This window comes from Polaromonas sp. YR568 (assembly GCF_943369675.1).
In the GTDB taxonomy this organism is placed as follows: domain Bacteria; phylum Pseudomonadota; class Gammaproteobacteria; order Burkholderiales; family Burkholderiaceae_C; genus Polaromonas.
The window spans coordinates 26,078-50,881 of record NZ_CALROB020000038.1 but is presented as its reverse complement, the minus strand read 5'-3'; the positions used below and the strand labels follow the sequence as shown (position 1 = coordinate 50,881).

The following is a 24,804-nucleotide window of genomic DNA, read 5'->3' as shown; positions in this document are numbered from 1 at the left end:
AGGCGACCCTGGCTCCTGCGTCCCCTGCGCTTCGCTCCGGGGCAACCTGCGGTGCTCGGTTCAGGCGGGGTCTCGCTAAACTCGCTTCGCTCAAACAACGCGATCCCTGATCCGCCTGAACCTGCGCTCCTCGGCGCATCCACAAGGGGCAAGCGGGATCGGGAGCGGGAACCGGAGACTGGAAGAAAAAAGGACACGCAGCGTGTCCTTTTTTTGTTTAGAGCAGGCCCTGTGTTCGGGCCAGGTGACTCGCCTGGGATCGGCTCTTGACGTTCAGGCGGCGGAACAGGCGCCACAGGTGAACCTTGACCGTGTGCTCGCTGATCTGCAACTCTTCTGCAATGTCGCGGTTGCTCATGCCCTTGTCGAGCATCACCAGCAGCTGCTTTTGCCGCTTGGACAATTTTTCGGTCGGGGTGCTGGGTTCCGGGTCCAGTTCTTCGCTCAGGAAGACGCGCAGGACGTTGGAGATCTCGGTGGCGCCTGCTGACTTCTGGATGTAGGCGTCCGCACCCGCCTCGATGGAAAGGTCTTCGTAGTCCTGGGCCGGGGCGGCCGACAGAACCACCAGGGGCACGTTGGGGAATTGGTGCTTGAGTTCGCGCACGCCGGAGACACCGTTGGTGTCGGGCAGGCGCAAATCCAGGCAAATAAGCTCGGGAACGCCCAATTCCTGCACGGCGGGCATGACGGCGGCAAGCCGGTCAAGCTCGGTGACGGTGGCCTTGCTGCTCAGGCGGCGAATCAACATGACAACGGCTTCCCGCATGAGCGGATGGTCATCTATTACAAAAATACTCATTAATTGACGTCTGAAGTATTGTTCCGATTAGCTATTGAGCATAACTGCTGTGTGTCAACTTTGGGGCATAAATAAACTGGAAGAACCGGTATTTTTTCAGAACGCTGATCCAAAAAAACAACAACACATGAACTTATGTTCAGGAAGCGGACACTTCAGCGAAAAACTTCAGGGCCGCCGCGACGTCGCCGGGCTCAACGCCGGGCAGGGGTTGGACCTGGCCTTGGGCCTGCAGCGCCGCCAGGGCCGGCGGGCCGTCTTTTTGCAGCGCCGCAATCATCTGCGCGGCTTCCCGGGGCGACTCGAAACCCTGGCTTTGCAGCAGCACGCGGGCCTCGGCGTCCTGCAGCTTGAAGTAAAAGAGGCCGTCCTTTTCGCGGTATTGCTTGAAGGCCGGCGCGGCGGTTTTGGCCGTCTTGGCCTTGGCCGGCGCGGCCGGGCGGGCGCCCAGGTTGCGCAGGCCCACGGCCTGCCGCAGCTCGCCCATGAAAGGCGTGGCCTCGGCGCGGGCCTTCAGCGCGCCGGCCTGCAGGATGGCCTCGATGGTGCCGGGGTCGGCCATCAGCGCGTGGTAGCGCTCGCGCATGGGCGCGACTTCGCGGTCCACGCGTTCGAACAGCATCTGCTTGGCGTCGCCCCAGGCGATGCCATCGGCGTAAGCCTTGCGCAACGCCTCGGTTTCTTCGGCGCTGGCAAAGGCCTGGTAGATCTGGAACAGGGCCGAGCCTTCGGTGTCCTTGGGCTCGCCGGGCGCGCGCGAGTCGGTGACGATGCCGGCGATCAGCTTGCGCATCTGCTCGCGCGGCGTGAACAGCGGGATGGTGTTGTCGTAGCTCTTGCTCATCTTGCGCCCGTCCAGGCCGGGCAGCAGCGCGACCGATTCCTCGATCACCGCCTCGGGCAGCACCAGGTGCTCACCGTAGAGGTGGTTGTAGCGCTGCGCCATGTCGCGCGCCATCTCGATGTGCTGGATCTGGTCGCGCCCCACCGGCACCTTGTGGGTCTTGAACAGCAGGATGTCCGCGCCCATCAGCACCGGGTACATGAAGAGCCCGGCGGTCACGTCGGCGTCCGGGTCGCTGCCGGCGGCCTCGTTCTTGTCGACCGAGGCCTTGTAGGCATGGGCTCGGTTGAGCACGCCTTTGCCCGTCACACAGGTCAGCAGCCAGGTCAGCTCGGGAATCTCGGGGATGTCGGACTGGCGGTAGAAGGTGACGCGCTCCGGGTCCAGGCCGGCGGCCAGCCAGCTGGCGGCGATCTCCAGTGTGGACTGCTGGATGCGCGCCGGCTCGTCGCACTTGATCAGCGCGTGATAGTCGGCCAGGAAATAAAAGCTGCGCACGTCGGCGCGAAAGCTGGCCTGTACCGAGGGCCGGATCGAGCCTACATAGTTGCCGAGGTGGGGCGTGCCGGTGGTGGTGATGCCGGTGAGGAAGCGGGTGGGGGACGGTGCGGCAGCGCCGGCTTTGGGTTCTTGGGTCATCATTTCACCAGCATCGCCAGCGGCGTCAAAACGGTTTGGATCACGGAGTAGGTTACGTCCATCAGGGGGCGCATCCAGAGGTTGCTGATGACACCTGAAATCACCAGCGCCATCACGATAAAAAAGCCCCAGGGCTCGATGCGCGAGACCAGCACGGCCTGCTTGTACGGCAGCAGGCCGACCAGCACGCGGCCGCCGTCCAGCGGCGGCAACGGGAACAGGTTGAAGACGAACATCACCACGTTGACCAGGATGCCGGCCTGGCACATCTTGATGAAGAAGGGCTCGCTCACACCGGCGCCCGCGAGAAAGTAAAACAGCACGCCCCACAGCAAGGCCTGGATCAGGTTGGCGCCCGGGCCGGCCAGGGCCACCCAGATCATGTCGCGCTTGGGGTTGCGCAGGTTGCCGAACTGCACAGGCACCGGCTTGGCATAACCGAAGAGGAAGGTCCCCGCAGTGGCAAAGTACAGCAGCAAGGGCATCAGGATGGTGCCTATGGGGTCTATGTGCTTGATCGGGTTGAGCGTCACGCGGCCCATCATCCAGGCCGTGTTGTCTCCGAAATAACGGGCGACGTAGCCGTGCGCGGCCTCGTGCACGGTGATGGCGAACAGCACCGGCAGCGCGTAGATGGCGACGGTTTGAATCAGGTTGGCGATATCCATAGAGAGATTATCGCCCCCACGCTTTTCACTTCGCCTTCGGCTCCGTGTAATGCGCGAGGCCCTGCAGGCCGCGGCTTGCGAGACGCTTCGCCTCTGTCGCCCGTCCAAGCCTGCGCAGGCAGGCCTGGAGCCGCGGGCTCCAGCCCCTCGGGGGCGCTGCGCCTGCGGCCCGGCAAAGCCGGTTCCGCGGCCCCTGCTTGAAGGGGAGGGAGAGGCGCCTGACCGGATTCCGTTCGGCCCGCTAAAGGCCCAGTGCAGCCAGGTCACCCCGGCCCTGACGCACCACGACGGGTTCGCCACCGGTACCCATGGCCGTCAGGTCTATCACCGTGGTGGCTTCCTGCGGGCAGGCGCCGGCATCGATCACGGCGGCCAGTTCATGCTCCATCCGTTCGCGGATTTCCTGGGCGTCGTTGAGCGGCTGCGTTTCGTTAGGCGGAATGAGCGTGGTGGCCAGCAGCGGCGCGCCGTGCAATTCGAGCAGCGCCTGCAGCACCTTGTGCTCGGGCACGCGCAGGCCTATGGTCTTGCGCGACGGGTGGCTCACGCGGCGCGGCACTTCCTTGCTGGCTTCCAGGATGAAGGTGTAGGGCCCGGGCGTGGCGGCCTTGAGCAGGCGGAACTGCCTGTTGTCGACGCGCGCGTAATTGGCCAGCTCGCTGAGGTCGCGGCACAGCAGGGTCAGGTGGTGCTTGTCGTCCACGCCGCGTATGCGGCGCAGGCTGTCGGCGGCCGCCTTGTCGTCGAGGTGGCAGACCAGCGCGTAGCTCGAATCGGTCGGCACGGCCGCGATGCCGCCGCGCGCCAGCAGCGCCACCGCCTGCTTGAGCAGCCGGGTGTGCGGGTTTTCGGGGTGGACTTCAAAAAACTGGGCCATGCGTCTTAGATGCTTCTTGATCCGCCAGATTCAAGACTCGACCGGCTCGATGGCGACCCGGCTTTGCCGCACGGCCAGCCAGGCGCCGGCCGCGCCGCAGATGGCGATCATCACGATGCCCAGCATGGACCACTGGTCGGGCACGTGCGAAAACGCGATCCAGCCGCCCAGCATGGCAAAGCCGATCTGCGCATAGAGGAAGGGCGTGAGCGTGGAGACCGGCGCGCGGCCGTAGGCCAGGATCATCATGAAATGGCCGACCGTGCCCATGAAACCCATCAGCGCCAGGCCGGCCCACAGCGTCCAGGAGTCCAGCCAGGCCCAGGCAAAAGGCAGCGCCAGCGAGGCGGCCAGCGTGCCCACCCAGCCGGTGTAGAAATGCATGGTGAAGGGGTCTTCGGTGCGCGCCAGCCGGCTCGTCAAAATCTGGAACCAGGCATTGCAGATCACCAGCCCCAGCGGCAGCAGCATGGTCCAGTTGAAGTCGTCGCGGCTGGGCCGGATGATGATCAGCGTGCCGATGAAGCCGCCCACCACCAGCGTCCAGCGCAGCCAGGACACCCGCTCGCCCAGCGACAGCGAGGCCAGCATCGTGATCACCAGCGGCGTGATCATCACGATGGCGGTGAATTCGCCCACCGGCATGTACTTGAGGCTGAAGAAGGCGAACAGGCTGGTGCACAACAGCAGCAGGCCGCGCAAAAACTGGAATTTGGGGTGCGCGGTCTTGAACAGCGACATGCCGCGCGAAGGCAGCACGGCAATCGTGGTGGCGACGGCCTGGAAGGCATAACGGAACCACAGCGCCATCAGCACCGGCACGCTGGTGGAAATGAACTTGGTGGTGGTGTCCAGCACCGCGAAGCAGGCGACGGCGGCCACCAGGAGCGCGATGCCGGTCGGGGCGTGGGCGGTGTTTCTGGCGGGGCCGGCCATCACTGGATGCGGTCCGCCAGCAGTTCCCACACGGGGGTCAGCTCGCCGGGCAGGAAGGGCAAAGTGCCCAGGTCGGTGTGGCTCTCGTCGGGGCTGTGGAAGTCGCTGCCGCGCGAGGCGGCCAGGCCGAATTCTTTCGCCGTTTCGGCGTACTTGAGGTATTCCTGCGGCGTGTGGCTGCCTGTCACGACCTCCACACCGCGCCCGCCGTGGGACTTGAACTCGGTGAACAAGGCGTATTCCTCGTTGGGGGTGAACTTGTAGCGGCCCGGGTGGGCGATCACCGCGATGCCCTGGGCCTCGGTGATCCAGGTCACGGCGTCGCGCAGGTTGGCCCAGCGGTGCGGCACGTAGCCGGGCTTGCCTTCGGTCAGATATTTGCGGAAGACTTCGGGCGTTTCGCGGCACACGCCGGTCTCGACCAGGAAGCGCGCGAAGTGCGTGCGCGAAATCAGTTCGGGGTTGCCGACGAACTTCAGCGCGCCTTCATATGCGCCCTTGATGCCCACCTTGGCCAGCGAGTCCGACATTTCCATGGCGCGCTGCTCGCGCCCGCCGCGCGTGTTGCGCAGGCCCTGCTGCATGGCCGGGTCGTCGGCGTCAAAGCCCAGCCCCACGATGTGAACGGTCTGCCCGGCAAAGGTGACGGAGACTTCAGTGCCGGTGAGGTAATGCATGCCCTGGGCCTTGGCGGCCGCCGCGGCGCGGTGCTGGCCGCCGATTTCGTCATGGTCGGTCAGGGCCCAGAGTTCCACCCCGTTGGCCTTGGCCCGTTCGGCCAGCGCCTCGGGTGTCAGCGTGCCGTCCGAGACCACAGAGTGGCAATGCAAGTCGGCATTCAGGATGTTATGGGCAGTCACAAGGCCATTTTAGGCTTTATGCCTTTGCGCTGCAGTGCGCGCTCACATATCCCTGCGAAGCTGCTCGGGCTACAGGCCCAGGGCGGTCAGCTCCGGCGACAGGTTTTCCCAGGGCACGTCAAAGCCCGGCTTGGCGCGCTGCGGCGGCGGCGCGTGGCTGCGCAGGGCCCAGTGGGCGCCGGCGAGCACGCTGTCGATGAGCGGCACGCCCACCCCGGGCTGCAGGGCCGCGGCCATGCCCGCCAGGCCCGCGCCGCCCAATATCACCGCCTGCGCGCCCAGCTGGCGCACCGCGTCGCGGCAGGCCTGGGCCAGCAGGGTGCGCGCGGCGGCCGGGTCGGCGGCCAGCTGCGCGCCCGTCGGCGCGACGGTGTGGATGCCGGCCAGCGAAGGCGCATGGCCCAGCGCCTGCGCCAGCCGCTGCAGCATCGGCCCCCAGCGCTCACCCCCGGTGACGATGGCAAAACGGCCGTGGCGCGCCGCCTCGATGAAGGCCGCCTCGGCCAGCCCGGTGACCGGCACCGGGCTGCTCTCGCGCAGCGCCAGCAGGCCGGGGTCGCCGAAACAGCCTATCAGCACCGCGTCGGGCGCTTCCTGCGCGCCGGCCAGCGCTGCCGCCCAGGCATCCAGCGTGGCATGCGAAGCCACCGCGTAACCGGCTTCGTCCGAAATATAGGGCGCGCCGAAACGCGCGGTGACGGTGCTGACCTGCACATGCAGCCCGGCGGCGGCTTGCACATGGGTTTGCAGCAGCGCGCTGACCGAGGCCGAAGTATTGGGATTTATGACGAGAAGCCTTCGCATGTCTCGCCGCGCCCTACATAGAGCCTGAAAACAGGCTCGACAAATCCGGCGCCTCGCCCGCGGGCGGCGTGAACTGCAGCTGCGACTCCAGCCGCGTCAGGTGCTCGCGCATGTGGCGCGCCGCTTCCCGCGGGTCGCGCAGGCGTATCGCATCCAGCAGCACGCGGTGTTCGCGGCAGCCGCAGGCGGCGGCTTCGTCGCGGCTGTCCTTGCGGGCCGTGCTGTAAGTCATCAGGATCAGCGAGGTGCGCGAGGTCAGTTCGCGCAGGATGCGGCCCAGCGTCTGGTGGCCGGCGCACTCGGCGATCTGCAGGTGGAAGTCGCCCGACAGCCGGATCGCGCGGTGCATGTCGCCGGCCAGGCGCGCCGCTTCCTCGTCGTCGATGCAGCGCTTGAGCTGCTGCATGTCGGCCTCGTTGGCCTTGGCGATGAAGAGCTCCACCAGCGTGGGCTCGATGAGCCGGCGCACCTCGAAGACCTCGCGCGCTTCCTGCTCGGTCGGCTGGGCGACGGTGGCGCCGCGATTCGGGATGAGCGTGACCACCTGCTCATTGGCCAGCCGCATCAGCACCGGGCGTATGCGCGTGCGCGAAACGCCGAAGGCGCCGGCCAGCTTGTCTTCGCCCAGCCGGGTGCCGGGCGGTAGGCGGTGGTCGAGGATGGCCGAGACCACGCGCTCGTACATCTCGCCGTCGCTCGGGGGCGCCGAGGGCGCCGCGTTCACCGGATTCGGCGGAATCATCGTTTTCCTTTTTTCTGCCGCTTGCCCAGCCACCAGGCCAGGCCCATGGCCAGGGCCATCACCCCCAGCGACACCACGGTGGTGACGGTGCCCAGCGCATAGATAGACGGCGTGGTCACGGTGGTCGTCAGGCCCTGCAGTTCCAGCGGCAATGTGTTGACGTCGCCTATGGCCTGCGAGGTGCGGGCGATCTCGTCCCAGCTCAGCGTAAAACCAAACATGCCTATGCCGATCACCGAGGGCGCGATCAGCGGCAGCACCACGTGGCGAAAGCCCTGCCACGGCGTGGCGCCCAGGTCGCGCGCGGCTTCTTCGTAAGCCGGGTTGAAGCGGTTGAACACGGCGAACATGATGAGCAGGCCGAAGGGCAGCGTCCAGGTCAGGTGCGCGCCCAGCGCCGAGGTGAACAGGCCCAGCGCCGTGCCGTATTCCTCCAGCGCGCCGGACATGCCCAGCAGCTCCAGCACTTTCTTGATGCCGCTGTCCAGCAGCCGGAATTCCAGGCCTATGCCCAGCGAGACGATGATGGACGGCATGATCAGGCTGGCCACCACCACAAAAAACAGGGTGTTGCCGCCCGCGAGTTTTTTGCGGAAGGCCAGCCCGGCCAGCACCGACAGCAGCACCGTGAACACGGTCACCGCCAGGCCCAGCGCCAGCGAGCGTTTCAGCGCCGCGCCGATATCGACCACACCCAGCCCCTCGGCCAGCTTGTGGAACCAGTGCAGCGAGACGCCGCGCAGCGGAAAGGTCAGCCCGCCTTCCGGGCCCTGGAAGCTCAGCAGCACGATGATGAACATCGGCCCGTAGAGGAAGAGCACGAACAGCGTGAAGAACGCGGCGAGAAACCAGAAGCCCGTGCTGTGTCGGTCGCTGCGCATTCAGAGTTCCTTCCGGATGTCGACCAGCCGCGTCAGCGCCCAGATGATCATCAGCACCAGCGCCAGCAGGATCACCGCATTGGCCGCCGCCAGCGGGAACTGCAGGTAGGACGTCTGCACCTGGATGACCTTGCCGATGGAGGCGATCTGCTGGCCGCCCATCACGCCTATGGTCACGAAGTCGCCCATCACGATGGTGATGACGAAGATGGAGCCGATGATGATGCCCGTGCGCGACAGCGGCACGATGACGTTCCACAGCGTCTGCCAGGCCGAGGCGCCGCTGTCGTTGGCGGCCTCGATCAGGCTGCGGTCTATGCGCATCATTGAGTTGAAAATGGGCACGATCATGAACATCGTGTAGAGGTGCACAAAGGCCAGCACCACCGAAAAGTCCGAGAACAGCAGCCACTCCACCGGCTGGTTCACCACGCCCATGCCCACCAGGCTCTGATTGACCAAGCCGTTGCGCCCCAGCAGCGGCACCCACGAGATCATGCGGATCACGTTGGACGTCCAGAACGGGATGGTGCACAGCACGAAGAGCAGGGTCTGCACGCCTTGCGAACGCACGTGGAAGGCCAGGAAATAAGAGACCGTAAAGCCCGTCACCAGCGTGATCAGCCAGACCAGGAAGCTGAACTTGAAAGTCGACAGGTAGGTCTTGAAGGTGACGCAGAGTTCCGACGTCTTGCCGCAGCCGTCGAAGATGGCAAAGTAGTTCTTCAGCGTGAAGCCCGGCAGCAGCTCATATTCATTGAAGTCCCAGAAGCTCACCGTCAACACCAGCGCCAGCGGGACCAGGAAGAACAGCACAAACACCGCCGTCAGCGGCAGCGCCTGCCACCAGGCGGCCAGCGCCCGCCCAGGCGCCTTGGCCGGGGCGGAATGTGCAGCGACAGCAGGAGCACTCATGAATATCCAAAGTTAAAAATGAACCGCTCAGGGCAGACAAAGCAAAGCCCGTTCCAGTGACGGCGCGGAACTGGCTTTGCCAGGCCGCAGCGGTCGTCCCCTGCAGGGGAGAGGCCGCTACACGAAGTGAGCGACCACAGGGGGGTACTTATTTATGCCGCTACGAACTCATTCCATTTTTGAACCATGTAATTGTTCTCATCCATCACCGCATTCCAGCAGGCAATCCCGCCCATGCGCGCCTCGTAGCTGCCGCCGTCGCGCACCGCGCCGGCCTTGGCCAGCACGTCGCCGGTGGGGCTCTTGATGTCTTGCGACGCCGGTTTGCCCTCCATCCAGTAGGCCCACTCGTAGGCTTCCATCTTGGCCTTGGCGGTTTCCAGCACGGCGCTGTAGTAACCCTGGCGGTTCAGGTAGGCGCCGGCCCAGCCGTCGAGGAACCAGTTGATGAATTCATAAGCGCCGTCCAGCTTCTTGCCCGACAGCGTGGCCGGCAGGCCGAAGCCGGCGGCCCAGGCGCGGTAGCCTTCTTTCAGCGGCTGGAAGTTGCAGGCGATGCCCTTGGTGCGCACGGCCGTCACGGCCGGGCTCCACATGGACTGGATAACCACCTCGCCCGAGGCCATCAGATTGACCGACTCGTTGAAGTCCTTCCACAGCGCGCGGAACTGGCCGGCCTTCTTGGCCTCGATCAGCGTGGCGATCGTCAGGTCGATCTCCTTCTTCGTCATGTTGCCCTTGTCCGGGTATTTGTAGATGCCCTTGGCCTCCACCACCATGGCCGCGTCCATGATGCCGATGGACGGGATGTTCAGGATCGCGGCCTTGCCCTTGAACTCGGGGTTCAGCAGCTCGGCCCAGGAGTTGATGGGGCGCTTGATCAGGTCGGGGCGTATGCCCAGCGTGTCGGCGTTGTAGACCGTGGGGATCAGCGACATGAACTGCGTCGGGCTCCTGGCGAAGACCTTGCTCTTTTCGCCTTCGAGGTAAATCACCTTCTTGGGCGCCGTGCCCTGGTCGCCCACGGCCTTGCCGGCCACGGTGCCGGTGGTGAACAGCGTGGTGATCTTGTCGGCGTTCTTGATCTTCTTCGTGTCTATGCCCTTGAGGTTGCCGGTGGGCACGATCTTCTTGAGCGAGAAGTACTCGGTGTCTATCAGGTCGAAGCTGTTGGGCGCGGTCACCGCGCGTTTGGTCACGTCGTCGGTGGTGACGGCCACGTACTGGATGGTGATGCCGGTGTCGGCCTTGAATTTCTCGGCAATCGCCTTGTCCTGGTTCACCGCGGTGCCCAGGTAGCGCAGCACGATTTTTTCCTGCGCATGCACGGCGGGAAACATGCCCGTGGCCAGGATGCCGGCCGTGCCTTTGAGCAGCGAACGGCGGGCCACGCCGCCTGCCGGTGTGTCGGCGGCGATGCCGTGGGGAGCTTGTGGATCAGGAAGAGCGTCGGACATGGTGAAAACTCCTGGTGAAGCGGTTGAGGAAAAGTGATCTTGGGTATTGCCCCTCTCCCTTTGGGAGAGGGGGCAAGAAATGAAGGCTGGTCGCAGTCATTTGTCAGGCCTGCAGCGAGTGCGCCGCCTCGGGCGCCCACGACAGCTGCACGCTGTCGCCGGGTGCATAGGGCCGCGCCGCGAATGCCGCTTCCGACACCATCACCGACAGCTCGGCCGTGGTGCTGGCGCTCAGCGAAACGCCGGGGTTCTGCAGGCCCAGCAGCACGTAGGTGCCCTGGTATTCGACGTCGGTGACCACTGCGCGACGGTTGTGCGCCGCGTCGGGCGCGGCCTGGCCGGCCGGGGTGATGTTCATGTGGTCGGTGCGCACGCCGATACGGCCGGCCGGCGTGTCCAGCACGTTGTGCCCGCCCATGAAGCGCGCGACGAACTCACTCGCGGGCCGGTTGTAGATTTCGTGCGGCGAGCCCACTTGCTCTATGAGCCCGTGGTTCATCACCACCATGGTGTCGGCCAGCGCCATCGCTTCTTCCTGCGAATGCGTGACGTGGATAAAGGTCAGGCCCAGCTCCTTCTGCCAGCGCCGCAGTTCGGCGCGCATCTGGATGCGCAAAAACGGGTCCAGCGCCGACAGCGGCTCGTCCAGCAGCAGCACGCGCGGCTGCGTGATCAGCGCGCGCGCCAGCGCCACGCGTTGCTGCTGCCCGCCCGACAGTTCCGCCGGCTTGCGTTCGGCCAGGTGGCCCATGGCGACGCGCTCCAGCAGGTCGCCGGCCTGCTTGCGGCGCGCGGCCTTGTCCACGCCTTTCATCTTGAGGCTGAAGGCCACGTTGTCCAGCGCCGACAGGTGCGGGAACAGCGCGAAGCTCTGGAACATCATGGCCGTGCCGCGGCCCGCGGCCGGCAGGTCGGTGATGTTGCGGTTTTCCAGCAGGATGTCGCCGCTGGTGACGGACTCGTGGCCCGCCATCATGCGCAGCGTCGTGCTTTTGCCGCAGCCCGAGGGCCCCAGCAGGCAGCAGTAACTGCCGCTGGCAATGCGCAGGTTGATGCCGTCCACCGCCGGCTTGTCTTGCGGCCCATAGCGTTTGGTCAGCGCAACGGCTTCAATGGCGGCGGGTTCGGTACTGGCAAGGGCGTTCATGCCTGCCTTGAGTGCAAGGCCTGTGCCAGCTTTTGTATGCGATGGTTGGGCAGATTGTGTACAAAACGCCTGTTTGTGGTGCCTGGGCCGCCCCTGCGGGGTGCAGGGCCCCCGGCGGCGGTGCGCGCCGCGGCTGTCGCGGCGGCGGCTTCAGGCCGGCGCGGGATGGCCTACCATGGCCTCACCATGATCACCCTGCACCACCTCAACAACTCCCGCTCGCAACGCATACTCTGGCTCATGGAGGAGTTGGGCCTGCCCTATGAGATCCAGCGCTACCAGCGCGACCCCAAAACCATGCTGGCGCCGCCCTCGCTGCGCGCCGTGCACCCGCTGGGCAAGTCGCCGGTCATCACCGACGGCGAACTCACGCTGGCCGAATCGGGCGCCATCATTGAATACCTCGTAGCCCGCTACGGCGCCGGCCGCTTGGCGCCCGCGGCCGGCACGGGCGACCACCTGCGCTACACCTACTGGATGCATTACGCCGAAGGCTCGGCCATGCCGCCGCTGCTGCTCAAGCTGGTGTTCGACAAGGTCGAGAACTCGCCCATGCCCTTCTTCGCCAAGCCGATTGCCCGCGCGATTGCCGGCAAGGTCAAAAAAACCTTCATCGAGCCGCAGCTCAGGCAGCACCTGGATTTCCTCGAGATGTCGCTGCCCCAGGGCGGCTGGTTTGCCGGCAGCGATTTCAGCGGCGCCGACATCCAGATGAGCTTCCCGCTCGAAGCCGCCGCCGCGCGCGGCGGGCTCAACGAAAGCCGGCCGCGGCTGATGGATTTCCTGGCGCGCATCCACGCGCGGCCCGCCTACCAGCGCGCGATCGAGCGCGGCGGTGAGTTCGGGCTGCAGTAAGTCAGACCTTCGTGGCTTCCCGGCTTCGCACAAACTGCAGCGCCTGCGGCTGCTCGACCAGCACACACTGTTTGCCGGTGCGCCGGCAGTGGTCCTGCACACGCCAGTAGGCGTCGTGGCTCACGCAGCCGGTCTGGCAGATCACCAGGTCGGCGGCGACGAGGCTGGCTTCCAGGGCCGGGCCGTCCTGTTCGTCCTCGCCGCCGTGGTGCATAAAGCGGCCGCCCGCCATTTCAATCACGCGCTGCGTGGCGCTGGTGCCGGGGCCGTCCTCGCCGACGCAGAGCACGGATTTTTCGCGCAGGTCGCCGAGTGCGTCGGGGGCGCTTTCCGGCGCCGGCGGCAAGGCCGCGCCGTGTTTGTTCCAGCCCAGGCGTTCACGCATCAGCTCGCGCATCAGGTCCTGCACCCGCCGCGCCAGCGATTCAACCCGCCGCGCCAGCGTCAGCCGCTTGGGCAAACCGGGGATGGCCGCCTCGACCGCCTGCCTGTCCTCGCGCTCCCAGGCCAAGGCGGTCTCGCGCAGCAGGGCCGCCGCGCGCAGGCGCACCGCCTGGGCTTTCAGGCGCGTGATTTCCGCGGCCTGCGCGGCAATCACCGCGCTGCAGCGGGTCTGGATTTCCCCGTACTGGGCAAGCAGGGCGCGGTGCTCGCGGTCCAGGCCGGGCAGGGGATGGCGTACTTTCATCTCGGGCTCCGGAAGTTGGAAAAAGCCCCGAAACACAGGGCGAAGCCCATCTTAAATGAGAATGGCTCTCATTTGTCGTAAAGATGTGTACCCCGAAAAAGCTCAGATTTCCGCGCCTTCGACCAGAAAACGCACCCGCTTCACGCCCTGCCACTCGTCCGCGTCCAGCCGGAAGGCCAGCTTGACGCGCGCCGGCAGCGCCTCGGTGTGGCCGAACCAGATGCCGTCCACCGGCTGGCCCTGGTGCTTGAGTTTGAGCGCCAGGTGTTTTTCGCCGACCAGGCGCTGCGACACCACTTCCACGATTTCGCTGAAGGTCGGCGCCGCAAAACCCTGGCCCCAGACTTCCTTGTGCAGCGTGTCGACCAGGTCGGCGCGCCGGTATTCGGGCGCCAGCGGGCCGTCGGTGTCCATGCGGCGCGTCAGCGTCGCGGCGTCCAGCCATTCATGCGCCACCTGCTGCAGCGCCTGCTCGAAGAGCTCGAAGTTCTCCTCGGCGATGGTGCAGCCCGCTGCCATCGCGTGGCCGCCGAAGCGCAGCATCACGCCCGGGTGGCGCTTGGTCATCAGGTCCAGCGCATCGCGCAAATGAAAACCCGGAATCGACCGGCCCGAGCCCTTGAGCTCATGCTCCTTGCCCGGCGCCTGGCTGGCGGCAAACACAAAGGTCGGCCGGTGCAGCTTGTCTTTCACGCGCGAGGCCACGATGCCGACCACGCCCTCGTGGAATTCCGGGTCAAAGATCGCGATCGCCGGCGGCGGCTCCTCGTCCTCGTCGATCATCGCGTCGGCCGCCAACTGCGCCTGCTCGCGCATGCCGGCCTCGATGTCGCGGCGCTCGCGGTTGATGCCGTCCAGTGTTTTGGCCAGTTCCTCGCCGCGCGCCGCGTCGTCGGTCAGCAGGCATTCAATGCCCAGCGTCATGTCGCTGAGCCGGCCCGCGGCGTTGATGCGCGGGCCCAGCGCAAACGCAAAGTCAAAGGTGGTGGCCGCGGGCGCCTGCCGGCCCGCCGCCGTGAACAGGCCGGCCACGCCCGCCGGCAAATGCCCCGCGCGTATGCGCTTCAAGCCCTGCGCCACCAGGCGGCGGTTGTTCGCGTCCAGCTTCACCACGTCGGCGACGGTGCCCAGGGCGACCAGCGGTAATAGAGAATCCAGTCTTGGTTCCGTTCGGGCTGAGCTTGGCCTGTCCTGAGCTTGTCGAAGGGTCGAAGCCTGCCCTTCGACAAGCTCAGGGCGAACGGTGTAGTGCCCGCGCGCGCGCAGCTCTGCCCGCAGCGCCAGCAGCACATAAAACATCACGCCCACGCCGGCAATCGATTTGCTCTCAAAGCTGCAGCCGGGCTGGTTCGGGTTCACGATCACGTCGGCCTCGGGCAGCACCACCAGGCCGTCCTTGAGTGCCGGCAAATGATGGTCGGTCACCAGCACCTGCATGCCCAGCGCGCGGGCACGCGCCACGCCGTCCATGCTGGCGATGCCGTTGTCCACCGTCACCAGCAGGTCGGCGCCGCCGGCCTTCACGCGCTCGGCAATCGGCGGCGTCAGGCCGTAGCCATCGGTCACGCGGTCCGGCACCAGGTAAGTCACGTGTTGCGCGCCCAGCAGTTTCAGGCCGCGCAGCGCCACGGCGCAGGCGGTGGCGCCGTCGCAGTCGTAATCGGCCACCACGCAGATCTTTTTGCCGGCGGCCATCACGTCGGCCAGCAGCTTCGCCGCTTCCAGCGCGCCGCGCAGCGACGAAGGCGGCAGCAGCCGGCCCAGGCCGTCGTCGAGTTCGTCGACGGAATGCACGCCCCGCGCCGCATACAGCTGCGCCAGCAGCGGGTGGATGCCGGCCTGCTGCAGCGCCCAGACGCTGCGCGGCGGGACTTCGCGTACCTGGATTTTCATGAAGGGGTCAAAACTCTCTATATATATGAGGGTGTGCCGGGCGCCGCGGGTTTTACAGCGGCTCCAGCACTTTCAGCAAAGGGGTAGGGGACAGCGCGCTGGCGATCCTGGCGAAGAAGCCATCATGGCCGGTTTCAAAAGTTGTTGCGCCGCGCTCGCCGCACAGCGTCAGCCGCACGGCCTCGCCCGCGCGCTGGCGCGCCAGCAGGGCGGCGACTTCGTTCGCATCCAGCGCGGCCCAGGCCTGGGCATAGGCCGCCCAGTCATCGGCAAACACGGCCTGCGCCAGGCTGCGCGGCGCGGCAGGCACCTCGCCGGCGGCGTAGCCGGCCGCCAGCGCACCCGTGCCGCTGAGCCAGAAGGAATTCACCGGCAACAGCCGCCGCGCCGCGCGCTCGTCGTTGAGCGCATGGGTGTACAGCAGCATCTGCATCTCGTTTTGCAGCAGCTTCATTTTGCGCGCCGTGCCCTTGGGGTCCTGCTTGTCCTGCTTGGGCAGCCAGGGGTCCACATTGCGGCCCAGCACCCGGTCCAGTGAGGCGGTCGGCAGGCCGCGGAACAGCTCGCCCTCGGCCAGCCAGCGCGCCGGCCCCAGCGCAGGTACGTAATTCAGGGTGATGCCGTCGTCGACAAAATAAGGCTGCATGGCCGACAGCAGGGCGCGTGATTCACCTTCCTGCAGGCCCAGCGCGGCCGGGTCCGTCAGCGTGGCGTGCTCGCGGCCCATGGCCCAGTGGCAGGGCGTGATCCAGGCCCAGGCCTTGCCGCCGGCGCCCGGCATGTGTTGCGCCGCATCGCGCGCCGCCCACGGAATCAGCCCGTCCGGCGTGGCGGAATCCGCGATGCCCAGCGCCCGGCCCAGGGCCCGCTCATGCGGGGGCGACAGCGTGTGGGCATCCGCTTCATCAGTGTGCACTGACTCCATGCCCTTGAGCAGCTGCGCCAGGTTGCGCGTGCCTTCAGCCGGCAAGGCCTTCATCGTGGGCTGCCAAGCCTCCGCGGCGCAGGCCGCGAAGGGAAGCAGCAGCTGCGGGCCGGTGAAAGGAGTGGGGGAATTGGCTGACATGGGGCTATTGTCCGGGATGCCACAATTGGGCGTCCAAATCGCGGGCGCCGCAGGCGGCCTCCCGCGGTCCAGTTTTGAAGGCGAGAAACATCCATGTACAAAAATCCGTTCGGGTTGGCCACAAGCGGCCAGCCACGGCTGCCAGGCTGACCATGCAAATCCCCTATGAACTGATCCTCGGCTGGCGCTACACGCGCGCCGGCCGCGCCACCCGGCGCAACGGCTTTATCTCCTTTATCTCGGGCGTGTCCATGCTGGGCATCGCCCTCGGCGTCGCGGCCCTCATCATCGTGCTCAGCGTGATGAACGGCTTCCAGAAGGAAGTGCGCGACCGCATGCTGGGCGTCATCTCCCACATCGAGGTCTTCGCGCCCAACGGCGTCGCGCTGCCCGACCCCGCCAAAACCCTGGCCGAAATCAAGGCCAACCCCGAAGTCACCGGCGCCGCCACCTTTATCGCCGCCCAGGCCCTGCTGGCGCGCGGTGAAGACATGAAGGGCACGCTGGTGCGCGGCATAGACCCGGCGCTCGAAGGCCAGGTCACCGACCTCGCTGTGACCTCGGCGCCCACGCTGGCCAAGCTGGTGCCCGGCGCCTTCGGCGTGGTGCTGGGCGGCGAGCTGGCCCGCGCCATGGGCGTGCGCGAAGGCGACACCGTCACCCTGATCGCACCCAGCGGCCAGGTCACTCCGGCTGGCGTGGTGCCGCGCCTGAAGCAGATGACGGTGGTCGGCACCTTCGACTCCGGCCACTTTGAATACGACTCGGCCCTGGTCATGATGCACCAGGACGATGCCGCGAAAATCTTCCGCCTCGAAGGCCCGACCGGCATACGCATACGCCTGAAGGATTTGCACGAGGCCCGCGAAGTGGCGCTGCAGCTGTCGCGCACGCTCAGCGGCGACCTGCTGATCCGCGACTGGACGCGCCAGAACAAGACCTGGTTCGCCGCCGTGCAGCTTGAAAAACGCATGATGTTCATCATCCTCACGCTCATCGTCGCCGTCGCCGCCTTCAACCTCGTCAGCACGCTGGTGATGACGGTCACCGACAAACGCGCCGACATCGCCATCCTGCGCACCCTGGGCGCCAGCCCGCAAAGCATCATGAAAATCTTCATGGTGCAGGGCGCCCTGGTCGGCGTCATCGGCACGCTCTCCGGCCTGCTGCTGGGCCTGGGCATCGCTTTCAACATCGACGTCATCGTGCCGGCCATAGAGCGCGCGCTCAACGCCAGCTTTTTGCCCAAAGACATCTACCTGATCAGCCGCATGCCCAGCGAACCGCAATACGCCGACATCATGCCCATCGCCGTCATCTCCCTGGTGCTCGCCTTCCTGGCCACCATCTACCCCAGCTGGCGCGCCAGCCGGGTGAACCCAGCCGAGGCCCTGCGTTATGAGTGAGCTTAAAAACGATATGACCGCAACGCTCCCCGCTTCCGGGTCTTCACTCCCTCAGGCTGTGCCTGAATCTTCACTCCCTCTCCCCCTGGGAGAGGGCAGGGGTGAGGGCCAGCGGCCGTCGAACAACACAGGCGAAGTCGTCCTGAAAGCCAGCGCCCTCACCAAACGCTTCCACGAAGGCATGATCGACCTCACGGTCCTGCACGGCGTGGACCTGCAAGTCCACGCCGGCGAAACCCTGGCCATCGTCGGCGCTTCCGGCTCCGGCAAAAGCACGCTGCTGCACCTGATGGGCGGCCTCGACGCGCCCACCAGCGGCGAAGTGGAATTGAAGGGCCAGACCATGTCGGCCCTGTCACCCCAGCAACAAGGCGACCTGCGCAACAAGCACCTCGGTTTTGTCTACCAGTTCCACCACCTGCTGCCCGAATTCAGCGCCCTCGACAACGTCGCCATGCCCTTGTGGATACGCCGCCAGGCCCCCGCCGAATCAGCCCGCATCGCCACCGACATGCTGGCGGCCGTCGGCCTCAAGGACCGCATCCACCACCGCCCCGCTGAACTCTCAGGCGGCGAACGCCAGCGTGTCGCGATCGCGCGTGCGCTGGTCACCCAGCCGGCCTGCGTGCTCGCTGATGAGCCGACCGGCAACCTGGACAGGTCGACCGCCGATGGCGTGTTTGAACTGATGCTGCAGCTGGCGCGCGACTTCGGCACGGCCTTTGTGCTAGTCACGCATGACGAAACGCTGGCCGCGCGCTGCGGGCGGCGGTTCAGGCTGGTGTCGGGGCGGTTGTCGGAGTGGGGTTGAGATGCTTTTCCCCATAAGTTTCCGTGCTGATCGAGCTTAGCGGCCATCAACGCGGCGAAACCAGGGCGCCTGGTGGGCGACGACGTTTATCCTGAGTGGCTCAATTATCAAACTGACGCCGGCGAACCTAGCTGGCGAGGTTAGCAGTTGATGCGCGATCGAGTTCTTTTTTCTGAGGAAATGCTGTTGTCCAGTCAGGATAGTTGTCCGCATTCGGCATTAGCCCTCGAGTGTGGGCAATCTCAAAGTCGACCTTGTTAATGTTTGGCGCATCAGTTCCGCCTTTTTTCCTATACATGACCAAAAGAGATTCGCCGTGGACTGCAAGGTCACTGCATAGCAGGTGACTAAAAAAAATGCCATCGTCGGTTTGATCGTAGATGGCCTTCAAGGTGTCTGCATACACGCGATCAACGCGGCGAGGCGTGATCTCTAGGCCTAGATACCGGTTTGCAAAATCAGGATCGGCTTCCGCGTTTGTTTGTCTATAGCCCGCCAGAATTTGATTGCGCTGCTCTGTCGAAAAACGAAGCGAATTGCACGCTGTTGCAACAGCTGCCACTAGGCTTGATGGTCGACCATTCAGGGTTATTTTTTCCGATGCATGCTTTTGTAACGTGTCGGCGGGTAGATCTAATGGCTGCAGAAACATTAGGTCAAACACCAGTTTTAAACGAGCGTCGGGGGGTAGCTCACCCGCCCTGAGTTGACGTTCATGCTCTTGTACCCGGCCTAGATTGGCATCAAAGTCATCTTTCAACCTTTTTGCGTGCTGCCCTTTGAATGCTAAGAGAGTGTTGCAGATGCCAAAGCTTTGCATGATCGCTGCGTTAGTCGCACGAATTTCTTTTAGCAATTCATCGCGAGCTTTGCTTCTTTCGGCAATCGTTTGTGCTGCATGAGCACCAAAATACGCACCTGCCATAGAGCCGAGAAGTGCAGTGGTGAAGTTTGAATTAGCGAATGCTTTAATGTCTTCCCACTTTAACCAACTGTATGCGTCGGAAAATGCTGTTAAGAGCGTTTCTATTGAGGACATTAAGGACCCCTAGGAAGCGAAAGCATCACGAAACGAAAGCCTTGACAGCGTTGGTGGTTTTGACAATTTTCACTTCCTCCTGATCCGCGTTAAGAGCGACCTCTTCAAGTTTTTCGAGATTTGTTTGAACTGTTTCAACTTCGGTGTTGCGAGTGAGGTGCTCAATATATCCCCGACGAGAGGTTTCAGCGTGTTGTATCCAGAACTGAGAATTTCCAGAAGCTACTCGCATCGCCTGGACGGCTGTATCAATGTGTTCCCCGATATGCAACTGATGGTAAAGCGTCGCAAACGCGACAGCAGTGTCAGACCAAGTTGGCGCGCCACCGCAGCCTATAAGAGCATAGTACGGAAGAGGTCCTTCGAGCTCGCACATAGCCATGCGAACCCCCATGTAACCCGAGCAGCTAGACATGCAGACTATAAGAGTTCCATTTAACGCTTGATTAATTGGGCGCAACAAAGATTGAAGGGCATTCCAATTAATGATGTGTCCATCAGAGAGTTGAATGCCATCTTCATCTCCATGTGCACTGATATGGAGCAAAGGAATGTACCCAGGAAATGCCCGCATTGCCTCTGATAGCCCCACCACAAGGCAAGCTTCCAGTATCTGCAACGATATTGCTGTTCGTACTTGGCAAGGAATTCTGTTCAGTTCAACCGCTCGTCGAATCAATTCGCCTTCGCTACGACGGTTATACAGATCAGCGGCAGACGGCGATTCAATCACGAAAACAAAGAATTTAGCTCGCTCCTCTATGGGTAGAACCATATGCGCCTCCTCTTTATAGTGACACCAACAATACGCTCCATTCGCGATTAAAAAGAGAATGGCGAAGGGGCATTTTTAACAACGTTTTATGTGCGGCACTGGGAACTCTTATAGAGCTAGGCGCCTCTTTGCCCATTCTCCAGCGGCAGCGCCCATCATTGCCTTCCAGTCGGGAAATGAAGAGATTGAGCGAATGAACGTATCCCATTGATCATCGGGTATAGCGGCAAAATCACCTTCTTTTTCGACCTTAAATCCGCTTGCATCAAACAGTTCCTGTGCATTCGAAAATTTGGTGTGACTAGACACAAATGCAGGGGTCAGTAACTCGCTGACGGGGATACGATGTTGCCCGTTCAGCTTTTTTGCATTGTTAGCTAGGCGATCAAGTTTTTTCGAAAGCTCATTGAGTCCGGTAATCTTTAACATGGCACTCTCCATTGCTTAATATGAGGGGAACCTATCCGCGAGGGGATAGGTTTTTTGCATGCGAAATAAGCGCGGCCATCAGAGGCCGTACCTTCGCTAAATCCGCAAGCCTGCAGCTAGTTGAGCAAGCACGTTTGCGGGCGCACCAGGAAAATCAGGGAGACTGAGCAGGTTGTCAGCGAAAATGCCGTCAGCAACTGTTTTGAGATACCAGTTCCCAGATGCGCTGATCTGTGGCTCAACCCATGCGGATGGGCTTCCCCCCGCCCCGGCGGCCCAGAAATGGTAGGTTCCATTTCGTGCGCCGTTTACCGCTTCCGGGAGGGTGAGGCTCCACACTCGGCCGTCGAGGTTAACGCCCCCCACTCTTTGGATAGCCAAATGCGGATCCATGCGTGGGTTTTTGGTGACATATTTGATTTCAACGTCGATTGTCATGACAGGCTCCTGGCCAATGGCCAAAAAGAGAAACTACGAACGGGATGTTTTTCGTTTCAAAAAGAGCAGCTGGCCAACCTCAAATCTGTCAGAATCACCATGCGTCAGCGATCTTCAATGATCTGACCCATCCCGAGCTGTTCAACGGTTTGGGCGCAAAAGCCAAGGTCTGAACCACCTTGGCTTTTGTCGTTTTGGTCACCCTAACTCTACAAAATCCAATTAGGGCTTAGACACTATACCTAGGGTGCGAGCGGAATACAACACACTATAGGTAGTGTATCGCCCCCTTGTGGATAGTTGACTGCTTTGATCATTTCAAAAGCCGCTTCGGCATTGCAAGTACGGCTGCGGGGCCTTTATTTATGCGGATCCCCATCGTTTTTAAGGCTGAGAAGCCCATGATTGCTGTGCCATCGTCGTTGTTCGTTACTTGTGGACAACCCGGTAAACAAGCCGGCAGCTTTAAAAGTAGTCCCCAAGAGGGCCTCTCAATAGCTTCGTCCTGTATGGCAAGCCGCGCCACCACCGGTAAGCTGATGCTGCTGATGTCCTGAAATACGGTACAAGGCCATTTACCGGCCGCCGGCCTGAATGGCACCAGACAGGCATAATCCTTGATCCCTCCGCCCCGCGCGCAGGCGTATCCCCTCACTTCGTGAGTCTTTCAACATGCCGTGCAGTTCCCTGCCTCCGGTCCAGGACACAGCACCCTCGCATGACTGACCATTACACCGCCCTCGGGCTGGACAGCGCCGCAACGCTGGCCGATGTCAAAAAAGCCTTTCGCCAGAAGGCTTCCTTCTGGCATCCGGACAAAAATGCCGACCCCGAGGCGCCCGGGCGTTTCAGGCTGGTGCAGCAGGCCTATGAGGTGCTGTCGGATGCGGACAAGCGCCAGGCCTATGACGACAACCGCCGGCGCAACCTGCTGGACAGCCCGATAGACACGGCGCGTGCCATCTGGGCCGATTATTTCAACCCGCTCCTGTGACCCTTGCCGGCCCCAAGAAGAACACCCCATGAAAAACCTGTCAGCATGAGCATCTCCCCGTACTTCCTCGACCTGCGCTCGGCTTACCAGTCCGAGATGGATGACCTGCGATTCGACTCCGAGGGGTGCGACGTGCTGCACCAGCGCCTGGCCGGCAAGCGCCAGGAGATGGCCTTTCTGGTCCAGATGATGGACACCAGCCCCGAGATGGTGGCGGTGGTGTTTCACCAGGGTTTTGATTTCACGGAAAAAACCGTGATGGAACACCTGCTCAGTCACGACAGCCACGATGCCGATGGCTTTCCGGCCTGGAGCAGCCTGTCGGGCGGCTTTGCGTTGGCGCCCTGGGCCCAGGACCTGGCCCACATCGTTTTGCAGGCGCCCGGCGGGGAGAAGTTCCTCACGCTGACGGCGGGGCTGGAATACATGGCGGGCCTGCCGGTGGCCGCGTCCATCGTGAGCGCCGAAGATGACGACGGCGATGGCGACGAAGACGAAGACGGCGATGGGAACGGCGACGGCACCCTGGTGGTGTTTGAGGGCGATGACGAGCGTGAGCAAAGCGGCGATGCCCGGGCGCGCCACGAGGCGGGTTCCGACTGGTTGGTCCAGCAGGGCTTTGACGCCAAAGACTGACGCAAGCAAGCATGACCTGGAAGGTAAACCCCCGATGACGAAACATCTCGCCCTGATAGCAAAAACCCAAAGCCTGATTGCGGCCGGCGACATCGTCGGCGCCGAGGCTGCGCTGGTGGCGCTGGCCGACGACGAAGGTGATGCGGCGCTGATGGTGGTGCTGGAGCAGTTGCCGCCCAAGGACGTCCTGGCCGTCATTCGCGAGTACGACAACTCCAAAGAGTCGGTGGTCGGCCTGCTGGTCACGCCCGCGCAGTTTGCCCGCGCCGTGGTGATTGAAAAACTCTACAAGGACCTGACCCGCACGCACCTGCGCGGCATGGTCAACGCGGTGATCTTCCGCGAGGACGCGGACCCGCTGGAATTTCTCACCGCGATCGGCGACCTGGAAGGCGGCAGCGAAGCCCTCGCCGATTATTTTTCCGACCAGTGGAGCCGCCTCGAGGGCTTTGCGCGCAGCGGCGGCTTTGAGCCGGCCGACGAGTACGGCAAGATGCTGTCGCAGTCCGCCCTGCTGGCCTCGGCCTACGAAAAACCGCGTGTCCGGCAGGAGGAGATCGCCGACCAGGACTGGATGCAGCTGGCCTGGCTGCTGCGTTACGAACTGCCGGACCTGTTCATTGAAATGCTGATGGTGCTGCGCGCCAAGGCGAGTGCCCACAAGGCGGTTTCCGATGAAGAGGATGAGAACGACGACGATGTGCAGGACGACGGCAAGGTCGAGACCGGCGACACCGACCGCGGCAAGGCCACACCGACGGCGCGCGAGTCCGACGAGGAATCGGCGATCTGAACTTGCAAACGCCCATGACTTCGCCTTCCGCCCTCTCGCTCTACGATACGCGCGCCTTTTTTGAGAAGGCGCTGCAGTACGGCGTGCAGCACGGCATCATCGGTGCCGAAAAAATCGAAGCCATGCGGGTTGACGGCCCCAAGGGCATGGTGCAGATCGCGCGTTATTTCGGCAATGAGTTTTTGCGCCCGGACCTTGAAAAAGCCCGCGACCGCATGGTGAACCTGGTCAGCCTGTACCTCGAAAATTCCTGCCAGGGCGACCTCCGGCAGGCGGCTGAATCGCTGCGCGATTTCTCGCTGCTGTCGCGCTCCAAGGGCGGCTCGGACATGCTCAAGGCCCTGATCGCCATGCCGCAAAACAGCCACTTCGGCATGAATGAACGCGGCGGCTTCACCGACGCGCACATTCCGCAGCTGGCCAAATGGTCGCTGCGCAGCCTGGCCGACTACCAGGCCGAACTGGCCAGGCGCAGCCAGGTGGCGCAGGTGATGGATGCGGCCGTCTGGCTGGCCGGCGAGCTGGGCATGGACGCCGATGAACTCGAAGAAGCGGGCAAGGATGCCGAAGCGGTGATTCGCACCGCCTTGCTGGTGCCGGCGGCAGGCCGCACCGAGATGCCCGACTGGGTCACGTTCGAAAAAATGATCGCCGCCTTGCGCAAAAAACACGCGGCTGCCCCGGCCGCGCTGCCGCTCGCCGTTCCGCAAAAGCTGCCCGCCCACCTGCGGGATGTGGTGGAGGCGGTGCGGCAGTCCGTGATGGCCGACGCGCCGAAAATACTTGATCCGGCCTTGCCGCCGCGCCAGCTGTTTGACCGCAGCCCGGCCTTCATGGGCCGGTATTTCTGGGTGGAAGACGGCCTGAACGAGGTCGATCACCATGACCGCCAGGCATCCGCCGTGTGGAGCAAGGTGACCGGCGGCAATGCCGACGATGGTTCGCTGTTGACCCTGTTCCTGTGCGTGGCCGCCGGTTCCGCACCCAAGACCGTGCTGACCGAAAAAAGCGCCATGACCCTGCTGCGCAAGATCCGCAAATCCGGTTTCAAGCCCGCGCTGGCCCACCAGTACATCGTGGACCACGCACCGGTGCAGCACCAGGACGCCTACGCCAGCTTGTGGGACGACTTTGTGGAAGAGGCACAGGCCACGCTGCAAAGCGATGCCGTCCATGCGCTCCACGACGCGCTGGCCTTGCTGCGGCGGGAATGCCATGTGCAATAGGGGGGGCCTGCGGTGGCGGGAACGCGGGGTTGATGGGTTTTCTTCGATTTAGGCGGATTCTCACCCCGCTCCCCGGGACTTCGCTCCCTCTCCTCCTGGGAGAGGGCAGGGGTGAGGGCCAGCGGCCGTCAACCAAGCTTGACGCTGCGATTCGTGCGCGATTCAGCCCGGCGTTTGTGCGGG

At 63.8% G+C, this 24,804-nt stretch carries 26 protein-coding genes; 7 read left to right on the top strand and 19 right to left on the bottom strand.

All coding sequences use genetic code 11. From position 1 onward, the window contains the following. Positions 1 to 217 precede the first annotated feature (217 nt). From ACLV8F_RS18975 to ACLV8F_RS18920, 12 genes are all read right to left on the bottom strand, one after another. Positions 218 to 802 (bottom strand): LuxR C-terminal-related transcriptional regulator, encoded by a 585-nt coding sequence (locus ACLV8F_RS18975; RefSeq protein WP_411885756.1) that lies wholly within the window; start codon positions 800 to 802, stop codon positions 218 to 220. Positions 803 to 941: 139 nt separating this feature from the next. Further along, positions 942 to 2,285, bottom strand: coding sequence for a tryptophan--tRNA ligase (locus tag ACLV8F_RS18970; RefSeq protein WP_411885755.1), 1,344 nt, complete (start codon positions 2,283 to 2,285; stop codon positions 942 to 944). Further along, positions 2,285 to 2,953 (bottom strand): site-2 protease family protein, encoded by a 669-nt coding sequence (locus ACLV8F_RS18965; protein WP_411885754.1) that lies wholly within the window; start codon positions 2,951 to 2,953, stop codon positions 2,285 to 2,287. The genes ACLV8F_RS18970 and ACLV8F_RS18965 overlap by 1 nt, the downstream gene beginning before the upstream one ends. 241 nt (positions 2,954 to 3,194) lie before the next feature. Beyond that, entirely contained in the window at positions 3,195 to 3,830 is a 636-nt protein-coding gene (locus ACLV8F_RS18960) for an L-threonylcarbamoyladenylate synthase (protein ID WP_411885753.1), read from the bottom strand. Between the two features lie 30 nt (positions 3,831 to 3,860). Further along, positions 3,861 to 4,766 (bottom strand): DMT family transporter, encoded by a 906-nt coding sequence (locus ACLV8F_RS18955; RefSeq protein WP_411885752.1) that lies wholly within the window; start codon positions 4,764 to 4,766, stop codon positions 3,861 to 3,863. After that, the gene (locus tag ACLV8F_RS18950) at positions 4,766 to 5,626 is read right to left on the bottom strand and encodes a 3',5'-nucleoside bisphosphate phosphatase (RefSeq protein WP_411885751.1); all 861 of its coding nucleotides are present in this window, start codon (positions 5,624 to 5,626) and stop codon (positions 4,766 to 4,768) included. Before ACLV8F_RS18950 ends, ACLV8F_RS18955 begins: the two co-directional genes overlap by 1 nt. Before the next feature lie 69 nt (positions 5,627 to 5,695). Continuing rightward, positions 5,696 to 6,430, bottom strand: a complete 735-nt coding sequence (locus tag ACLV8F_RS18945; protein WP_411885750.1) for an aspartate/glutamate racemase family protein — start codon at positions 6,428 to 6,430, stop codon at positions 5,696 to 5,698. 13 nt (positions 6,431 to 6,443) lie between these two features. Continuing rightward, positions 6,444 to 7,172 (bottom strand): GntR family transcriptional regulator, encoded by a 729-nt coding sequence (locus ACLV8F_RS18940; RefSeq protein ID WP_411885749.1) that lies wholly within the window; start codon positions 7,170 to 7,172, stop codon positions 6,444 to 6,446. Beyond that, a complete protein-coding gene (locus ACLV8F_RS18935) occupies positions 7,169 to 8,053 on the bottom strand; it encodes an ABC transporter permease (protein ID WP_411885748.1) in 885 nt (294 codons plus the stop codon). Before ACLV8F_RS18935 ends, ACLV8F_RS18940 begins: the two co-directional genes overlap by 4 nt. Next, the gene (locus ACLV8F_RS18930; RefSeq protein ID WP_411885747.1) at positions 8,054 to 8,968 is read right to left on the bottom strand and encodes an ABC transporter permease; all 915 of its coding nucleotides are present in this window, start codon (positions 8,966 to 8,968) and stop codon (positions 8,054 to 8,056) included. It abuts the gene before it with no gap. A 152-nt stretch (positions 8,969 to 9,120) separates the two neighbouring features. Continuing rightward, positions 9,121 to 10,425, bottom strand: a complete 1,305-nt coding sequence (locus ACLV8F_RS18925) for an ABC transporter substrate-binding protein (RefSeq protein WP_411885746.1) — start codon at positions 10,423 to 10,425, stop codon at positions 9,121 to 9,123. 103 nt (positions 10,426 to 10,528) lie between these two features. Further along, a complete protein-coding gene (locus ACLV8F_RS18920) occupies positions 10,529 to 11,572 on the bottom strand; it encodes an ABC transporter ATP-binding protein (RefSeq protein ID WP_411885745.1) in 1,044 nt (347 codons plus the stop codon). A gap of 186 nt (positions 11,573 to 11,758) precedes the next feature. Here ACLV8F_RS18920 and ACLV8F_RS18915 point away from each other — a divergent pair, with 186 nt between their 5' ends. Continuing rightward, entirely contained in the window at positions 11,759 to 12,427 is a 669-nt protein-coding gene (locus ACLV8F_RS18915) for a glutathione S-transferase (protein ID WP_411885744.1), read from the top strand. Position 12,428: 1 nt separating this feature from the next. Here ACLV8F_RS18915 and ACLV8F_RS18910 read toward each other — a convergent pair whose 3' ends face one another. From ACLV8F_RS18910 to ACLV8F_RS18900, 3 genes are all read right to left on the bottom strand, one after another. Further along, complete coding sequence (locus ACLV8F_RS18910; RefSeq protein ID WP_411885758.1) at positions 12,429 to 12,977, bottom strand: DUF2325 domain-containing protein; 549 nt, start codon at positions 12,975 to 12,977, stop codon at positions 12,429 to 12,431. A 240-nt stretch (positions 12,978 to 13,217) separates the two neighbouring features. After that, on the bottom strand, positions 13,218 to 15,008 hold the full coding sequence (recJ, locus tag ACLV8F_RS18905; RefSeq protein WP_411885743.1) for a single-stranded-DNA-specific exonuclease RecJ: 1,791 nt from the start codon (positions 15,006 to 15,008) through the stop codon (positions 13,218 to 13,220). A 52-nt stretch (positions 15,009 to 15,060) separates the two neighbouring features. Further along, positions 15,061 to 16,074, bottom strand: coding sequence for a hypothetical protein (locus ACLV8F_RS18900; protein ID WP_411885742.1), 1,014 nt, complete (start codon positions 16,072 to 16,074; stop codon positions 15,061 to 15,063). A gap of 152 nt (positions 16,075 to 16,226) precedes the next feature. Here ACLV8F_RS18900 and ACLV8F_RS18895 point away from each other — a divergent pair, with 152 nt between their 5' ends. Together ACLV8F_RS18895 and lolD are read left to right on the top strand one after the other, a co-directional pair. Continuing rightward, complete coding sequence (locus ACLV8F_RS18895) at positions 16,227 to 17,480, top strand: lipoprotein-releasing ABC transporter permease subunit (RefSeq protein ID WP_411885741.1); 1,254 nt, start codon at positions 16,227 to 16,229, stop codon at positions 17,478 to 17,480. A 13-nt stretch (positions 17,481 to 17,493) separates the two neighbouring features. Next, a complete protein-coding gene (lolD, locus tag ACLV8F_RS18890; protein ID WP_411885740.1) occupies positions 17,494 to 18,291 on the top strand; it encodes a lipoprotein-releasing ABC transporter ATP-binding protein LolD in 798 nt (265 codons plus the stop codon). A gap of 127 nt (positions 18,292 to 18,418) precedes the next feature. Here the strand turns inward: lolD and ACLV8F_RS18885 are convergent, their stop codons facing one another. From ACLV8F_RS18885 to ACLV8F_RS18870, 4 genes are all read right to left on the bottom strand, one after another. After that, positions 18,419 to 19,330: a hypothetical protein gene (locus ACLV8F_RS18885; RefSeq protein ID WP_411885739.1), complete on the bottom strand. Its 912-nt coding sequence runs from the start codon at positions 19,328 to 19,330 to the stop codon at positions 18,419 to 18,421. A gap of 25 nt (positions 19,331 to 19,355) precedes the next feature. Next, positions 19,356 to 20,105: a hypothetical protein gene (locus tag ACLV8F_RS18880; RefSeq protein WP_411885738.1), complete on the bottom strand. Its 750-nt coding sequence runs from the start codon at positions 20,103 to 20,105 to the stop codon at positions 19,356 to 19,358. 108 nt (positions 20,106 to 20,213) lie between these two features. Further along, positions 20,214 to 20,534, bottom strand: coding sequence for a hypothetical protein (locus tag ACLV8F_RS18875; protein ID WP_411885737.1), 321 nt, complete (start codon positions 20,532 to 20,534; stop codon positions 20,214 to 20,216). Between the two features lie 96 nt (positions 20,535 to 20,630). Continuing rightward, entirely contained in the window at positions 20,631 to 20,972 is a 342-nt protein-coding gene (locus ACLV8F_RS18870) for a DUF3892 domain-containing protein (protein WP_411885736.1), read from the bottom strand. Between the two features lie 718 nt (positions 20,973 to 21,690). On the opposite strand from ACLV8F_RS18870, the gene ACLV8F_RS18865 reads away from it, so the two are divergent. From ACLV8F_RS18865 to ACLV8F_RS18850, 4 genes are read left to right on the top strand one after another with little or no spacing between them, the layout of a single operon-like run. Further along, entirely contained in the window at positions 21,691 to 21,966 is a 276-nt protein-coding gene (locus ACLV8F_RS18865) for a DnaJ domain-containing protein (protein ID WP_411885735.1), read from the top strand. A 45-nt stretch (positions 21,967 to 22,011) separates the two neighbouring features. Further along, positions 22,012 to 22,602, top strand: a complete 591-nt coding sequence (locus ACLV8F_RS18860) for a hypothetical protein (protein ID WP_411885734.1) — start codon at positions 22,012 to 22,014, stop codon at positions 22,600 to 22,602. A gap of 34 nt (positions 22,603 to 22,636) precedes the next feature. Then, positions 22,637 to 23,395 (top strand): hypothetical protein, encoded by a 759-nt coding sequence (locus ACLV8F_RS18855; RefSeq protein ID WP_411885733.1) that lies wholly within the window; start codon positions 22,637 to 22,639, stop codon positions 23,393 to 23,395. A gap of 14 nt (positions 23,396 to 23,409) precedes the next feature. Next, entirely contained in the window at positions 23,410 to 24,621 is a 1,212-nt protein-coding gene (locus tag ACLV8F_RS18850; protein ID WP_411885732.1) for a hypothetical protein, read from the top strand. The last annotated feature ends 183 nt before the right edge of the window (positions 24,622 to 24,804 follow it).

Excerpts from the sequence above, each read along its gene's own strand:
- ACLV8F_RS18945 (WP_411885750.1), bottom strand. The coding sequence starts at position 6,430 with ATGCGAAGGCTTCTCGTCATAAATCCCAATACTTCGGCCTCGGTCAGC.
- ACLV8F_RS18930 (WP_411885747.1), bottom strand. The coding sequence starts at position 8,968 with ATGAGTGCTCCTGCTGTCGCTGCACATTCCGCCCCGGCCAAGGCGCCT.
- ACLV8F_RS18895 (WP_411885741.1), top strand. The coding sequence starts at position 16,227 with ATGCAAATCCCCTATGAACTGATCCTCGGCTGGCGCTACACGCGCGCC.
- ACLV8F_RS18940 (WP_411885749.1), bottom strand. The coding sequence starts at position 7,172 with ATGATTCCGCCGAATCCGGTGAACGCGGCGCCCTCGGCGCCCCCGAGC.
- ACLV8F_RS18915 (WP_411885744.1), top strand. The coding sequence starts at position 11,759 with ATGATCACCCTGCACCACCTCAACAACTCCCGCTCGCAACGCATACTC.
- ACLV8F_RS18855 (WP_411885733.1), top strand. The coding sequence starts at position 22,637 with ATGACGAAACATCTCGCCCTGATAGCAAAAACCCAAAGCCTGATTGCG.
- ACLV8F_RS18925 (WP_411885746.1), bottom strand. The coding sequence starts at position 10,425 with ATGTCCGACGCTCTTCCTGATCCACAAGCTCCCCACGGCATCGCCGCC.
- ACLV8F_RS18850 (WP_411885732.1), top strand. The coding sequence starts at position 23,410 with ATGACTTCGCCTTCCGCCCTCTCGCTCTACGATACGCGCGCCTTTTTT.
- ACLV8F_RS18920 (WP_411885745.1), bottom strand. The coding sequence starts at position 11,572 with ATGAACGCCCTTGCCAGTACCGAACCCGCCGCCATTGAAGCCGTTGCG.
- ACLV8F_RS18955 (WP_411885752.1), bottom strand. The coding sequence starts at position 4,766 with ATGGCCGGCCCCGCCAGAAACACCGCCCACGCCCCGACCGGCATCGCG.
- ACLV8F_RS18975 (WP_411885756.1), bottom strand. The coding sequence starts at position 802 with ATGAGTATTTTTGTAATAGATGACCATCCGCTCATGCGGGAAGCCGTT.
- ACLV8F_RS18900 (WP_411885742.1), bottom strand. The coding sequence starts at position 16,074 with ATGTCAGCCAATTCCCCCACTCCTTTCACCGGCCCGCAGCTGCTGCTT.
- lolD (WP_411885740.1), top strand. The coding sequence starts at position 17,494 with ATGACCGCAACGCTCCCCGCTTCCGGGTCTTCACTCCCTCAGGCTGTG.
- ACLV8F_RS18875 (WP_411885737.1), bottom strand. The coding sequence starts at position 20,534 with ATGTTAAAGATTACCGGACTCAATGAGCTTTCGAAAAAACTTGATCGC.
- ACLV8F_RS18870 (WP_411885736.1), bottom strand. The coding sequence starts at position 20,972 with ATGACAATCGACGTTGAAATCAAATATGTCACCAAAAACCCACGCATG.
- recJ (WP_411885743.1), bottom strand. The coding sequence starts at position 15,008 with ATGAAAATCCAGGTACGCGAAGTCCCGCCGCGCAGCGTCTGGGCGCTG.
- ACLV8F_RS18880 (WP_411885738.1), bottom strand. The coding sequence starts at position 20,105 with ATGGTTCTACCCATAGAGGAGCGAGCTAAATTCTTTGTTTTCGTGATT.
- ACLV8F_RS18885 (WP_411885739.1), bottom strand. The coding sequence starts at position 19,330 with ATGTCCTCAATAGAAACGCTCTTAACAGCATTTTCCGACGCATACAGT.
- ACLV8F_RS18865 (WP_411885735.1), top strand. The coding sequence starts at position 21,691 with ATGACTGACCATTACACCGCCCTCGGGCTGGACAGCGCCGCAACGCTG.
- ACLV8F_RS18960 (WP_411885753.1), bottom strand. The coding sequence starts at position 3,830 with ATGGCCCAGTTTTTTGAAGTCCACCCCGAAAACCCGCACACCCGGCTG.
- ACLV8F_RS18970 (WP_411885755.1), bottom strand. The coding sequence starts at position 2,285 with ATGACCCAAGAACCCAAAGCCGGCGCTGCCGCACCGTCCCCCACCCGC.
- ACLV8F_RS18935 (WP_411885748.1), bottom strand. The coding sequence starts at position 8,053 with ATGCGCAGCGACCGACACAGCACGGGCTTCTGGTTTCTCGCCGCGTTC.
- ACLV8F_RS18965 (WP_411885754.1), bottom strand. The coding sequence starts at position 2,953 with ATGGATATCGCCAACCTGATTCAAACCGTCGCCATCTACGCGCTGCCG.
- ACLV8F_RS18860 (WP_411885734.1), top strand. The coding sequence starts at position 22,012 with ATGAGCATCTCCCCGTACTTCCTCGACCTGCGCTCGGCTTACCAGTCC.